At 59.0% G+C, this 13,299-nt stretch carries 11 protein-coding genes and 3 pseudogenes; 5 read left to right on the forward strand and 9 right to left on the reverse strand.

What is annotated here, in order from left to right:
- Positions 1-4: 4 nt before the first annotated feature.
- The 4 genes and pseudogenes from P3T21_RS36440 to P3T21_RS36455 form a co-directional block, all read right to left on the reverse strand.
- Positions 5-253 (reverse strand): annotated as a pseudogene (locus tag P3T21_RS36440) (response regulator transcription factor); the annotation flags it as partial.
- Between the two features lie 60 nt (positions 254-313).
- Positions 314-442 (reverse strand): annotated as a pseudogene (locus P3T21_RS36445) (RNA chaperone Hfq); the annotation flags it as partial.
- A 77-nt stretch (positions 443-519) separates the two neighbouring features.
- Positions 520-729 carry a hypothetical protein gene (locus tag P3T21_RS36450; protein WP_429260718.1) on the reverse strand — a complete coding sequence of 70 codons (210 nt, stop codon included), beginning with the start codon at positions 727-729 and terminating at the stop codon, positions 520-522.
- A gap of 106 nt (positions 730-835) precedes the next feature.
- On the reverse strand, positions 836-1,384 hold the full coding sequence (locus P3T21_RS36455; RefSeq protein WP_429260719.1) for a DUF3331 domain-containing protein: 549 nt from the start codon (positions 1,382-1,384) through the stop codon (positions 836-838).
- Positions 1,385-1,980: 596 nt separating this feature from the next.
- On the opposite strand from P3T21_RS36455, the gene P3T21_RS36460 reads away from it, so the two are divergent.
- Both P3T21_RS36460 and P3T21_RS36465 read left to right on the forward strand, forming a co-directional pair.
- On the forward strand, positions 1,981-3,819 hold the full coding sequence (locus P3T21_RS36460) for an ATP-binding protein (protein WP_429260720.1): 1,839 nt from the start codon (positions 1,981-1,983) through the stop codon (positions 3,817-3,819).
- Between the two features lie 123 nt (positions 3,820-3,942).
- Positions 3,943-4,329, forward strand: a complete 387-nt coding sequence (locus P3T21_RS36465) for a response regulator transcription factor (RefSeq protein WP_429260721.1) — start codon at positions 3,943-3,945, stop codon at positions 4,327-4,329.
- Positions 4,330-4,348: 19 nt separating this feature from the next.
- Here P3T21_RS36465 and P3T21_RS36470 read toward each other — a convergent pair whose 3' ends face one another.
- The 5 genes from P3T21_RS36470 to P3T21_RS36490 all read right to left on the reverse strand — a co-directional run bounded on the left by P3T21_RS36470 (position 4,349) and on the right by P3T21_RS36490 (position 8,358).
- Complete coding sequence (locus P3T21_RS36470) at positions 4,349-5,002, reverse strand: response regulator transcription factor (RefSeq protein ID WP_429260722.1); 654 nt, start codon at positions 5,000-5,002, stop codon at positions 4,349-4,351.
- 665 nt (positions 5,003-5,667) lie between these two features.
- Positions 5,668-5,799, reverse strand: a complete 132-nt coding sequence (locus P3T21_RS36475) for a hypothetical protein (protein WP_429260723.1) — start codon at positions 5,797-5,799, stop codon at positions 5,668-5,670.
- A 132-nt stretch (positions 5,800-5,931) separates the two neighbouring features.
- Positions 5,932-6,165: a hypothetical protein gene (locus tag P3T21_RS36480; RefSeq protein ID WP_429260724.1), complete on the reverse strand. Its 234-nt coding sequence runs from the start codon at positions 6,163-6,165 to the stop codon at positions 5,932-5,934.
- Positions 6,166-6,188: 23 nt separating this feature from the next.
- Complete coding sequence (locus tag P3T21_RS36485; protein WP_429260725.1) at positions 6,189-6,959, reverse strand: site-specific integrase; 771 nt, start codon at positions 6,957-6,959, stop codon at positions 6,189-6,191.
- A 35-nt stretch (positions 6,960-6,994) separates the two neighbouring features.
- Positions 6,995-8,358, reverse strand: a protein-coding gene (locus P3T21_RS36490; protein WP_429260726.1) for an IS3 family transposase whose coding sequence is annotated in 2 segments (ribosomal slippage) — positions 6,995-7,896 and positions 7,896-8,358 — 1,365 coding nt in all. Because the reading frame shifts where the segments join, the coding sequence is not laid out codon by codon here.
- Positions 8,359-10,028: 1,670 nt separating this feature from the next.
- On the opposite strand from P3T21_RS36490, the gene P3T21_RS36495 reads away from it, so the two are divergent.
- From P3T21_RS36495 to P3T21_RS36505, 3 genes and pseudogenes are all read left to right on the forward strand, one after another.
- Positions 10,029-10,862 carry a transposase gene (locus P3T21_RS36495; protein WP_429260727.1) on the forward strand — a complete coding sequence of 278 codons (834 nt, stop codon included), beginning with the start codon at positions 10,029-10,031 and terminating at the stop codon, positions 10,860-10,862.
- 532 nt (positions 10,863-11,394) lie between these two features.
- A pseudogene (locus tag P3T21_RS36500) lies at positions 11,395-11,747 on the forward strand (carboxymuconolactone decarboxylase family protein); the annotation flags it as partial.
- Between the two features lie 175 nt (positions 11,748-11,922).
- Positions 11,923-12,402: a DUF417 family protein gene (locus P3T21_RS36505; RefSeq protein ID WP_429260728.1), complete on the forward strand. Its 480-nt coding sequence runs from the start codon at positions 11,923-11,925 to the stop codon at positions 12,400-12,402.
- The last annotated feature ends 897 nt before the right edge of the window (positions 12,403-13,299 follow it).

The following is a 13,299-nucleotide window of genomic DNA, read 5'->3' on the forward strand; positions in this document are numbered from 1 at the left end:
ATGATTACATCGACTGCGGCCTGATTCTGAGCGCCTCAGCCTTTCGAACGAGCTCCGCTACGGAGCGCGCGGACATTTTTTTCATCGCCTGTCCGCGATGAATCTTCACGGTGATCTTGCTCAGATTCATCTCGGAGGTGATCTGCTTGTTCATCAGGCCGGCCACGACAAAACTCATGATCTGTTGTTCCCGCGGCGTCAACGAGTTGTAGGCGTTACGAAGCGCGGCGATCGATTGCTCGGCCGCGAGGCGCGCTGTCGAAATCGCATGTTTGAAAACAAGTTGCGCGCCTGGACCAGACTCCAACAGAACTGCGAACTGGTCAAAGCCGCCCAGTTGACCACTCAGTCTGATGCCGTTCACGAGGAACACGTGTACGGCGGTCTTGTCCTTTACGAGCGTGTGTAGAAAGTTGTCTTGCACGCATGGGCGTGCGGCCATGTTCTGAGGTCAAAGCGAAAGGTCCTTCGATTGTACCGGCGATATCTGAAGCTGCAAGCCAGTCCGAAGGAAGTGCGTTACTGCGACGCTAGGGCGTCGAGACGCGCTTCCGCAATCTCGCCCGGGTGTTGGTAGTCGTACGCGTCGAACAACTGTGAGCATAGCTGAGCAAGTGAAACCAGGTCGACGGCCTGGTCTGCGTGCTCGACCTCTCCTGCGTTGAGTACGTCATCGAGAACCGGAGCGAGACGGCGCAGTCGCACAAACGTGGCGGCCTCAAGTTTCATGTTGAACCTCCTGTGGCCAGACGGTGGAGCGCACCCTGAGTCGGCCAGCACCCAGGCGATGCTTCACTAGTGAGTTCGAGTCAACATACGCCAGCCCCAGCGCGCCTCAGGCGCTTATGCGGGCCTCGACCAGTTCGCTGGCCAGAATCATTGCGTCGCCGTTAAGTGGCATGACTCGTCCGCGGGTTCGGGGTCGGTAGACCGGGTCGCCCCGGCTGATATGTTTGCCGGATAGGGCGCAACGCCCCGACTCGCGGGCGAGACACGACGACCACACCTGCTCCTGGTAGTTGCAAAGCGTCGGGTCGTGCCAGCACAGCGCGAAGAGCGAATTGGACAGCTTCTCCACGACCGTCACAGTAAAGGTGCGCACGTCACCGCCGTCCGTATTGCGCGGACGGAACGGCTCGCCACCGAAGCTGGGGCGCCCGGACAGGCCCGGAGGATTCGGCATCGGGTCCGGGGGGGAAGAAAATTGATCGATGGCTGCGAGCGTCGTCGCCCACGGGTCTCGACCTTTGGGCGCTGAGGCGAGTCGGCCCGGCCGATGCGATGACGGGCAATGGGTTGACGGCAGCGTGGGGGCAATGGACGCATGATGAGAATCATTCTCTGACAGGATGTCCGAAGTTGTATTGGGTTCAGCGTTCAACATCGTGTTCCTCTCTTTAGCGAAGAGCGAAGCAGTAATCGAACAAATGGGCGAGGTTGAATAACCCTTGAGTTTCAGCTACTGGATGCATATTGTGGAGAGGTCGACAGTACGGCGATAGATGTTCCTGCCAAGCCACGGCACGAACGTGTACTCGTCGTATGCGTTGCTTCCGATATATATCCAGCTATGCAGAACATGTGACACGATGATTCCTTGGAGACGCTATAGAGGGAACCGGTCGGGCGGGCATCCGAAAAGGCAACGTTGTCGTCGGACCGAACCGCGAGTCTTGCGCTATCCTAACGGTGAGCGGTGTCTCGATGAGAGAAGATTAGGTTTAGCCGAAGGGCGAATCTACTCTACGGTTGGATATGTCGATGCCGCTTTAGCGTAGCCCGCTTATACGGGCGTATAAGCGCGGTGAGGAGGCTTCACGAGTGGCTTCGAGCTGCGCGAAACAATCTCCGTCGGCTACTATCTGGAGAGGAACAACAGAAGCCTCGATGGACGAGCGCTGTGTCGGGATGAGACGCCGCGAGCTTATGCGCCAGACCGGAGGCAAATGGTGAGTACAATTGCGCTAAGGGAGGCGTTCTGTGCGGGCAGCTGGTTCTTCATATGATAACGGCGGCCTTAAATATCTGGTGCCTTTGTGGATTGGGGGCTGCATCGCGCTCGGAGCCGTTGTTGCAGTCTGTCTCCGACTGCATCTGCGACTGAGCACCACTGGCTTCTGTCTCTTCATTGTCATTGTCCTGTTGTCCTTGAGGGACAGCTTCATTTCATCCGCGATTTTCTCGGTTGTGGGCGTCGCGCTGCTGGACTTTTTTTTCACGCCCCCCCTCTATAGCTTTCGGATAGCCTATACCCAGGACTTTTTCCCCCTTAGTGCCTTTCTCATCGCGTCAATCGCTGTCACAACGCTTGTCAGACGGATTGACCGGCTTGAGAAAGTGCAGCGTGCCCAGGCGCGGCTCCTGGACCTGACCCACGACACCGTGTTTGTCCGCGACCAGCACGAAGTCATCACGTACTGGAATCACGCCGCGGAAACGCTTTATGGCTGGAAACAGGAAGAGACGATTGGGAAGGTCGCCGATGAGCTTCTCCGGACCCGGTTTCCGCTGCCTCGCGAGGAAATTCAACAACTGTATATTCGCGACGGGCACTGGGAGGGCGAACTGGTTCACACCAAGCGCGACGGCTCTGAGGTCATCGTGGCCAGTCGCTGGACCATGCAACGTGACGAGCGGGGTGCGCCGCTCGCCACCCTCGAGACAAACAACAACATCACGCTGCGCAAGCGTGCCGAGGAGTTGCTGCGAAAGAGTCAGGCGCAGTATCTTGCTGAAGCGCAGAAGCTGAGTCGTACCGGTAGCTTCGGGTGGAATGTCTCGACCGGCGAGGTATTCTGGTCTGAGCAGGCCTTCAACATCTTCGAGTACGACGTGGCAATGACGCCCACGATTGACATGGTCCGGCAGCGTGTGCACCCAGACGACATGCCGGTGTTTGAGCAACTACTCGCGCAGGTCGTGAGTTCGAGGAGTGATTTCGACGTCGAGCATCGCCTGCTGTTTCCGGATAAGAGGGTCAAGCACCTGCACGTCGTGGCGCACCGAACAACCGGTCAGCCGGATAACAGGCAGTTGATCGGAGCCGTGATGGACGTGACGGAGGCAAAGCAGACAGAGGAACAGCTGCGGCAGGCGCAACACGACCTCGCGCGCGCCAGTCGCGTCACCGCCCTCGGCGAACTAAGCGCGTCGATCGCGCATGAGGTCGGCCAGCCGCTTGCCGCCATCATCACGAATGGCGAGGCCGGTCTGCGCTGGCTGCGCCGCCAGCCGGTCAACGTGGAAGAGGTTGAGGGGTGCTTGACCCAGATAACGGATGAGGGGAACAGGGCGGCTGAAATCGTGCAGCGTGTGAGGAAATTGATGAAGGGAGCGCCACCTGACCGGGCATTGGTTGAGGTCAACGAACTGATTGACGAAGTGATAGTGCTGATTCGAGGGGAGGTCCAGAACCAAGGTGGTTCGCTTGTGCTGAATCTCGCGCCCGGACTTCCCGCGGTGCTTGGCGACCGTGTACAACTTCAGCAGGTGCTCATCAACATCATCATCAATGGTGTGCAGGCGATGGCCAGCGTCGACGGCGAGCGTGAACTTGTGGTCGGGTCCGGACTCGACAACGAAGAAAACGTGGTGATAGCCGTGCGGGACTCAGGGCCCGGCATCAGCAAGGAGAACCTGCCGCGTCTGTTTGAGGCCTTCTTTACGACGCGCAGCGCCGGTATGGGGATGGGGCTGGCTATATGCAGTTCGATTATCGAGGCGCATGGCGGTCAAATCTGGGCATCCAACAACCCCGAAGGTGGCTCATCATTCAGTTTCAGTTTGCCGCCAGCGCCAGTGTCTGCAGCGCTCGCGTAGCGCGCGCCAGCGTTCGCATCAGTTATACATTCGTATCATCGCGGCCAAAGCGGTTGTACGGTAACCTCTAGATAGAAAGACGGGCGAGCGGGTTGACCGCTCTTTATCCCGTAGGAAGAGAGGTTGAGGGCTGCCACTTTGCAAACAACACCTGTTGTCTCGATTGTTGACGACGATAAAGCCGTTCGTCTCGCGTTAGGAAGCCTGGTGCGGTCACTGGGCTGGCGGGCGCGCATGTTCGAGTCAGCCGAAGAATTTCTCGTGTCTGGGGAGGTCGCCGACACATCCTGCCTCATCTCCGACGTCCGCATGCCCGGCATGTCGGGCGTGGAGATGCACGAGCGCCTGCTTGCGCAAGGCCATGCCCCGGCGACAATCTTCATAAGCGCGTACCCAACGCCGTCGCTGCACTCAAAGGCGGTCAGTAACGGCGCGCTGGTGCTGCTTCAGAAGCCCTATCAGGCGACGGTGATGACTTACTGGCTCTCGGTTGCACTCGGCAATCCGTAGGGGGAATGTCCGCGCGAGGCTATCGCCGTACAGAACTGGATAGTTGCGGCTTGATGCCAAGGGATTCGGCCTTGCGGACAAGGTCCGGCATGGAACGCGCGTTCATCTTTTTCATCACCTGTCCGCGGTGGACCTTCACCGTAATTTCGCTCAGGTTCATTTCGGAGGCAATCTGCTTGTTCAACAGCCCGGACAGCACGAAGGCCATCACCTCTTTTTCTCGCGGAGAGAGGGACTGATACGACGCCCGCAGGTCAGCCATGGCCGCGTCTGCAGCAAGCCGCTCACTATCGCGCGCCAGAGCGTGCTCTACTGCGTCGAGCATGTCCTGGTCCTTGAACGGCTTGGCAAAGAAGTCCTGCGCGCCGGATTTCATCGCTTTCACGCCCATCTCTATGTCTCCATGAGCAGTCATGAAAACGACGGGAATGCGCATGCCGCTGTTGACGATTTCCTGGTGAAAAGCCATTCCGCTTTTTCCGCGGAGCCGGACATCAAGAATCAGGCAACTGGGCCCGCTCGAAGCGGGAAACTGGAGAAATTCTTCAGGGGACTCAAACGTTTCGATGCGCAGGCCAACCGAGCGCATGAGCGTGCTGAGAGCGAGCCGGATTGCCTTGTCATCATCGACGACATAGACAACCGGGCCGTCGCTTCCTGCATCGCTGGTCATGATTGGGTAGGTCGGTCCAGCAGCCATCTGGTCACCCTGTGAAGCCGAACGGCGTTCTCATCGCGGCCGGCAATAGCTTATTCTACGCGCCCGGACGGAACGCGAACAATCATGCGCCGCCCCAAGTAATTGTCCGCGACTTGTGCGGTGCACTGCGCAGTCCCCGCCAAAATCTTTCATGTTGAAAGGTTTTGGCGGAAAGTGTCGTTGAAACGCTTTGGGATCTGGGGTATTCGTACCTTTCGTGCAATTTATGGCGGTTGGATCCTAAAAATCGTTATTGATCAATGACTTGCGCATCCGCCGGTTGCGCGAAAGCCGTGGAGCCGCCGGGCCTTGCTGCAAGCGGCTCTGCAAGTGCCTACCGCCAGATTTCGCACGATTCGTACGATTACCCGGTTTGCCAGTGGACCGATCATCGGCTCAGGCACTGGATCACCACGCGCAGCGTGTCGGGATCGACGCTTCCTTCAACGTGTACCTCGCCTCGTGGCAACTGGATCCGGATCGTGCCGGGCGCCGGTGCCGCAGGCGAACATGCGGCCGCTTCGTTGCCGCTGACGTGGCTTCGTCCACAGTCACCGGCAGCAAGGCACATTCGCGACCGTCGACACCGAGCCGTCCCTCGAGATACTGCCTGCGCCAGTCGAATACCTGATTCGCGTTCACTTCGTGACTGCGTGCACCGAACGTCCACCGGATAACGTCTCCTCGACGATCTGGCGCTTCTCGTCCCGCGTACGCCGCCGATACTTGCGGGCACCTTTGACTTCGGTGAATTCGGTCACTGTGTCCATGATTTCCTTTCTGGACACAGTCACATTTGTGCCCCGGGAAAGCATGGCGTCGCCTTCATCCGGCGTCTATACGGTCACGGTCGGACGGATACGATCGTTCGCTCTCGAATTTGCTATTTAGACGACTTTATGTCACTTCTCGGACAACTTTGTGTCGTTTGACAACTGCGCGTCGTCGGACCACGCGAGTTCGACCAGGCGCACCCCGGCGTAGCGGTACAGTGTCCAGATCGCACGACGCCGTGCGGTGACCAGTGCCTCATCGTTATGGGTCGCTTCGGCGACCCATGCATCGCACGCGGCAAGCAACGCCGTCGGCAGCATTCGTTGCGACGCGAAGCTCGTGCGCGACCGACCGCCGCGCACGAGCCCTGCAGCCGGATTGGCGGTCAGATAGCCGGTCTCGTCCAGTAGCGGAACAGGCTCGCGACGACCGCGAGTGCCCGGGCCCGCGTCGCTTCCGACACCTTCTGGCCACGGTCGCCGACGGTGTCGCGAGAGGGCTTGCGTAGTGCCTGCCGGTACGCGAGCAGGTCGTGGCGCGTCAGGTCTGACAGGGGGCCCAGCTGCTGCGCTTCACACCATGTGACGAGCCGCCGTAGCTCGGCACGGTACGCACGCAACGTATGCGGCGAGCGACTTGCTCGATCGCGCAGGAAGAGCGCGACGGCCTGCGCGTCGTCGCCCACGCCGAGCGTGTCGGTCGCGCTTGCGACGTTGGCAAAGCGCCCGGCGCGCGCAAGCCACACGAGCAACACTTGCGGAACGGTGACCAGTGCCATGGTTTCCCGTATCGGCTCACCGGTCGTGGCCGGCAAACCGGCTTCGGGTATCGCCCTGAAGCGTCGGCGATGGGTGTGCAGTACGCGTTGCAGCACCGTCTCCGGCGTCGGTGCATCGTCGATCGCCGCGGTGCGCACACGGCCGCGATCCCAGTATTCGATCACGACCGCGTGGTCGAGCAGTTGCTGCATGACAGCCGGATGTGCTGACTTCGCATCGGCGAGCGACGCATACCGGCGCCGGATCGCGGCTAGTGTCCAGCGTGTGTAGACGACATGGCCAAGCGCGTTGGTCAGGTACACGAGTGCCGCGTCGATGTCCGCCGGCAGCCGCCGTGGGGGCGTCGTGCCACCATCGATCCAGTCGGCGGGGCTCATTGTTTTGTGAACTGACCCCGCAAAGTTGGACAAGATTAGGCGGCCAAGGACTGGGTCCTGTATTGCACGGGACTCAGCCCTTTCAGTTTGAGCTTGATGCGGTCGTGGTTGTAGTAGTGGATGTAACGGATCAGGCCGGTCTTAAGCTGCTCCAGACTTGTGAAGCGGTTGAGTCTGAAGAACGCGGACTTCAGCGTCCCAAAGAAGCTCTCCATCGCGGCATTATCCAGGCAGTTGCCCTTACGCGACATGCTCTGGGTCAGGGCGTGCTGCGCCAGCAGCCGGCGCCAGGCAGGCATCCGGTATTGCCAGCCCTGATCCGAATGCAGTAGCGGTCTGTCTTCGCCTTCGAGCCGGCTCAGCGCTTTCTTCAGCATGCCCGTGACCAGGTCGAATGTGGGACGCTCACTCATCTGGTAAGCCACGATCTCGCCGTTGTACAGATCCATCACGGGCGACAGATAGAGTTTCTGCCCAGTAGCGTTGAACTCGGTCACATCTGTTACCCACTTCTGGTTAGGCCGCTGCGCGCTGAACTGACGCTTGAGCAGGTCCGGCGCGATACGTCCCACCGCACCGCGCCAGGAACGATATTTCTTTGGCCGCACCAGCGATTTCAGCTGCAGTTGTCCCATCAGCCGCTGCACCGTCTTGTGATTGATCGTGTGGCCGCTCTGGCGGATCGCCACTGTGACGTGTCGATAGCCGTACCGTCCGTGATGGCGTTCATACACGCTCCTGATCTTCGCCTTCAGATCGGCGTAGCGGTCCTCAGCACCCAGTGCCTTCAACTGGTAGTAAAACGTGCTGCGTGCGAGGCCTGCTACCTTGAGCAGGATGGCTGTCGGATGTCGTTGCCTGAGCTCACGCACTATCTGCGCTTTTTCTTTTGCGCCGCCTGCTTCTTTGCCTGAAGCAGGGCATCGAGCTTTTTTAGGTACGCCACCTCCGCGCGCAGGTACTCGTTTTCCTTGAGCAGCTCTTCACGCGTGCGTTCGTCGGGTGCATGCTCTTCGGTCGGTTTTGGGGCAGATGGGTTCGACATTTTTCTGGGGCGTCCACGGGGCCGTGACGCCAGGGCATCTATACCCCCCGCATGATACCGGCTCTCCCAGGTCGCGATGCTGTCCGGATGGCGAATGTTCAATGCAGCGGCCACCTGGTCATACGACAGATGTTCACGCCGCATGCGCAGCAACACCGACAGCTTGAACTGTGCGTCGTAGTGAGTGAACTTCTTGCGCAGACCCTTGAGGCCATGCTGCCGATAACTCGCTATCCAGCGTCGTAGCACCGTGCGGGTGACGCCATGCTCGTCGCACAATGCCCGGATGCTGCTTCCTCCGGCCAGGAACTGCTTCACTATCTTCAGCTTGAACTGCTCGTTGTACTTCGTCATGAAAAACACCCCAAAGATTGGACTGGTGTCCAACTTTTGGGGTGCAGTTCACGCGGTGACACTTTTACTTACCCTTAAAGGAGAGCGTGCAAGAGTTGGGGAAGCTCCCAGGGAGGGCCGCTCGAGCTTCCGGTAACGGATCCCGCAACATCGTCGCCAAGACTCGAACACTAGCTTCCTGGATGCCTCGAGGTATCCAAACGTATAAGCGCACTATGTCCACGTAGAACTGCAGCGACCGTTCGTAGAATAGTTTTCTTAGAGTCGCCCGTCTATCTTGATTCCATGGACTTAGCGATTTCATTTGAATGTCAGCCAGGTCAAACGTTCTGCATAACTGGGTTTATATCGGTAGCAACGCGTACGACGAGTACACGTTCGTCCCCTGGTTGAATGAGAACGTGTATCGCCGGACTGTTGAACTTAGCAGCATCTGTATCCAGTGAGGGCCACGATGAGGGCGAACGCAAGAGATTTGCTCGAGCCGCGCCGAGATGATCCGGCGCCCGCGGAACTGCGGAGGATGGGCGCGAACATCTTCGCCGTCGACGTCGCAGATCAACACGAGTGCTGCTGACATGAACGCGCGCGAAAAGTGGCACAACCGACCGATGCAGGTCCGTGTGTTGGATCGCTGCGATGAATGCGGCGAGTTGAAGGAAGACGTTCGGAAGCACGTGAGCCTTTGGCCGAATATTACCGCCGTCTGCTGTGCGAAGTGCTTCACCGAAATGACCGCAGAATGCAGCGGATTTGCAGTCTGCCAGTAGCCAACGATGACCGGAACGCGATGAACCCTTCCGCATCGGCGACGAAGGGCGCCACGGCCCCGTTGATGGCGAATGCACCCGCCACTCACAGATAGGGAGATTGCCATGTTCACATATTCGATCCGTTATCGCGATGTCTGCGGCCGTTGGTCGGTTGCGTTCGCACAGGCTGTTTCACAGTCCGACGCTGAAGCGATTGCAACCTGCCGATACGGGGCTTTCCATTCTGTCAGCCGTTTCGGCTGACAGGCACCAGTCCCGCGCTTGGCCTGCTTAGGAAGACCGAGTTCCGCATGAAAGCCCTGATATAGGGGAGTGCATCAATGCGACAGACCACACGGTGACGGTAACGGTAGAGGATAAGTACCTGATGAAGTTCCTGTCGTGGGGCATGAGGAAGATGATGAACATTAGATACCCCCGCTTCACCGCCATCGAGTTGTGGGTCCTCGCCATCTCCATCATCATCGCAGCCGGAATACAGATATGAGAGACCCGCCGACGGTCTCATCAACACCCTGTCTGAAACCCGGAATGCGGCCACGCATGTCGACGCCATGAGCGACGTTTGCACACCGTCTTTCGCAGAATATTGGGAAGACATTTATGATCGGCTTACGTTATACCCGCAAGTCACGCGACGGCTTGCGTTTGATTTCGGTTGCGGCTCTCTTTGGTCTCGCTGGTATCTGTCACGCGCAATCCCCAGCGAAGGTTCAGGATACTGGCGTCGATGCGAATCCACCGTCCATCACAACGTCAACTGGTTGCAATTTTTTTGCAGGGCTGAAAGGTCCATGGGGCATGGGTTCCCGTCGCCCCACCGGAATCGGCTAGAATCCCCATGCTTTGAAGGTCGAAAGGGCCCAAAGCCAATCGTGGCAAGAGATTCCAACGAGATTGAGTGTCGAGGAGTTCGAGCAATTTGTCTGGCCGCATCTGAGCAAGGGCCGTCGCGGCCCGGCGCGAAAGCTCAGCGCGCACACAATCTTCAACTACATCCTGAAGGCGCTCTATCTCGGCTGCCAATGGAAGGAGCTGCCCATCGGGAAGGATCGGCACGGCCGCCCCGAGATCCATTACACGCGGATCTATCGAGCGTTCCGGCGCTGGGAAGCGGACGGATGCTTTGATGCCATTTTCGAGAGTTCGGTATCCCGACTTCATTGCGACGATCGCCTGGACACGCGCATCATCCATAGCGATGGCACTACGAGCGCCGCGAAGAAGGGACGCGACAACCTCGGCTTCAGCGGCCACAAGAAGGTCAAGGGCTGCAAGGTCGTTGCCCTGTGCGACCGCAGCTACAACTGCAACGTGATCGCGCCGTTCGTGTCGGCCCCGGGCAATCGCAATGAATCGCCGCTGTTGCGCGAAGCGCTGCCGCGGCTCACGCGCATCGCCCGGGCGGTAGGGCTCGATCTGCGGGGCAGCGTCGTGAGCCTGGATGGCGTGTACGATTGCCGGCGCAACCGCAAAGCCATGTTCAATCGCGGCATGGTGCCCAACATCAACCCGAATTCGCGCGGCAGCAAGGGCCAGAAGCGAGGCCGCAAGGCGCTGTTCGATCCGGCCATTTTCAAGGAACGGTTCAGGACGATCGAGCGCGTGTTCGCCTGGGAAGACAAGTTCCGTCGCCTGCTGTTACGCTTCGAGCGAATCAGTCAATTACACTATGCGTTAAAGACGCTCGCTTATACGATGATCAACCTGCGCCACTACTGCCACAGCTGATCTCCCTGCACGAGACCTTTCTTCCACCGTCGGCGCATCGCGCCGTGATCCCGTTCGTCTGCGCCATACCGAAATCTTCGCGCCACGGCACACATCATCGCATCGCGCGCTTCGCCGCAGCCATTTCTTCCCATCCCAAGCGCTCGTCCAGCCGCGCTGCGCCGAGTTTGATCGAAACCCGCAACCAGTAGTAGGTATCGTCGCGAGAAAGTCCGTTAGCGGCTACTCTTGGGATACGCACCGCCCGTCGTCACTCGTTGAAAAGAGGTTGGGGGTACCATTTTGCACACTGCGCCCGTTGTGTCGATTGTCGATGACGACGAAGCCGTTCGTCTCGCCTTGAGCAGGCGTCGTCAACACACTTCATCCGCTACCCCGGCATCATGAAGGCGCCAGGATAGCCAAATTCAAATCGATTGACCAGGAACACTTATACGTCCGTATAGAACGATTAGCCTTTCTGAGACTGATCAAGATCAAGTGACAGGCTTAAAGTGGAGACTCCTCACCCATCTGACGAAGGAGTATCACCATGAGCCGTATCGGTGTTCCTGCTGTTGAATCTGCAACTGGCGCGACCGCAGAAGTCTATGCCGAGGTCAAGAAGGCTGCCGGCAGTGTGCCGAACCTGTTTGTTGCGCTGGGCGCGCTGGCGCCGCAGGTACTCAAATCCGTGCTGAACGCGGAGGGCGTGCTGGGCGCGAGCACGTTGAGCAAGCAGGAAGTGGAGACGATCAAGCTGGCGGTCAGCGAGCTGACCGGGTGTGACTACTGCGTCGCAGCGCACACACGGGTTACAGCGACGCGCAACTGGTGGAGATCACGCTGGCCATCGCGCTGACGGTGTTCACCAACACGTTCAACCGCATCAACGACACCGACCTGGGGTCCGCTAAGGCCACGGTGCGCGGACGTCTTTGCCCGGTGTCCGCGCGTTCGGTGAAACGGGTCATAGAGAAGGCACGCATAGGCTGTGCCGTTTGCGACGTGACGCGAGGATACACCTGATCAATATCTTTGGCGCGTGCATCGCAGTGTTCACGAATTGAGAGTGAAAGCCATGAAACTTGATTTCCATGTTGCAGAAAAGAGCGGCGGCGCCTATTGGCATCTCGCGTTGCTGAGATGGACCATGGTGTTCATCTTCATCTGGTTTGGTATCCAGAAGTTCACCCCCTATGCGGCCGATGCGATAGCGCCTTTGATTTCACACAGTCCGTTCATGAGCTGGCTGGGTGTGTTCGGCGTACGCGGACAAGCGAAGATTGTCGGGACCATCGAACTGCTAACCGCGGCGGCGCTGATTATTGGTTCGGTCGTCCCGGTTGCTTCTGCACTGGGAGCGGCGTTGGCGAGCGCGACATTCGTGCTGACGACTTCATTTGTTTTCAGCACGCCAGACATCACACTGCATAGCCAGACCGGCTTCCCGATCATCTCGACACTCGTGGAGCAGTTCCTGATCAAGGATGTCGTCTTGCTGGCCGCATGCCTCACCTTGCTTCTGGCTTCGCTTTCGTCGCGTCGGCTGACGTCGTGAAGCTGTCACAATGAGACTCAACCGTGGCAGTGTGGCAGCAGCGATTGAGTTCACGTTTGTGCCTGCACCCGCACCGGGTACATTGCGGGTTGCCAGTCGTTACTATGATTGTTCGGGATCATCGAATGCGACGGCCAACGAGAATGGAACCGCCGCGAAATCGCGTCCCACTCCGGCAGGACGGTAATGTCCGCCGCAGCACGGGAACGCGACCGCGTGCGTCCGATCGTCGTCGATCAACGTCGCTCGTTGCGGTTCTCTGCGTTTTCGATACGGCGCTACTGCCTCTGATAAAACTGCTGCAATTCCACCGCGCACTCCGCGGGTTTCTCAAACGTCGTCCGGTGCCCGCAGTCCGTCAGCACGACGACGACACTCCCTGGGATGCGCTCGCCGATACACACTAACGACAGCGAGCCGGAGCGAATCTGGAAGAAGCGGAACGGACCTTCGCAACCGTGCCGACCTTTCAGTCACACAAGAACTGCGCGCGCTACGCGGCGCTGCGGGACCTGTTAGGGAAGCGAACGGACGAAGCCGGCTGAGATCGTTGCCTGAGTGATCGCCGCCGGCGTCGCCGGGCAGCCATCGCACCGACCGCCCGCCAGCAAAGATGACAGCCCTTATCGCCGCCAACCTGCGGGCACGCCGCGTCCCGACGCGCCTATACCCGGGGGACGCCTCGGGGCAGGTGTTCCAGCAACGGGGAAAAGACCAGACAGGAAGCGCCTGATTTAACAGGACATTTTAATAGGGCCGGCTCGCAAACCGGCACGGCGTCTGGGCGCTGCTACCCCGGTAAAATGAGGTTGACCCGCTTCGACGGACAGATTTGCAGTTGCGATCGATGTGCGGTTTAGCCTCCATTGAGCGATGAGTCGCGGGTTGTCCACCGTC

The sequence above is a fragment of the Paraburkholderia sp. GAS334 genome (genome assembly GCF_050436625.1).
Taxonomy (GTDB): Bacteria; Pseudomonadota; Gammaproteobacteria; order Burkholderiales; family Burkholderiaceae; genus Paraburkholderia.

Coding starts and splice junctions, on each gene's coding strand:
- P3T21_RS36455 (WP_429260719.1), bottom strand. CDS start 1,384: ATGTTGAACGCTGAACCCAATACAACTTCGGACATCCTGTCAGAGAAT.
- P3T21_RS36470 (WP_429260722.1), bottom strand. CDS start 5,002: ATGACCAGCGATGCAGGAAGCGACGGCCCGGTTGTCTATGTCGTCGAT.
- P3T21_RS36505 (WP_429260728.1), top strand. CDS start 11,923: ATGAAACTTGATTTCCATGTTGCAGAAAAGAGCGGCGGCGCCTATTGG.
- P3T21_RS36485 (WP_429260725.1), bottom strand. CDS start 6,959: ATGAGCCCCGCCGACTGGATCGATGGTGGCACGACGCCCCCACGGCGG.
- P3T21_RS36450 (WP_429260718.1), bottom strand. CDS start 729: ATGAAACTTGAGGCCGCCACGTTTGTGCGACTGCGCCGTCTCGCTCCG.
- P3T21_RS36475 (WP_429260723.1), bottom strand. CDS start 5,799: ATGGACACAGTGACCGAATTCACCGAAGTCAAAGGTGCCCGCAAGTAT.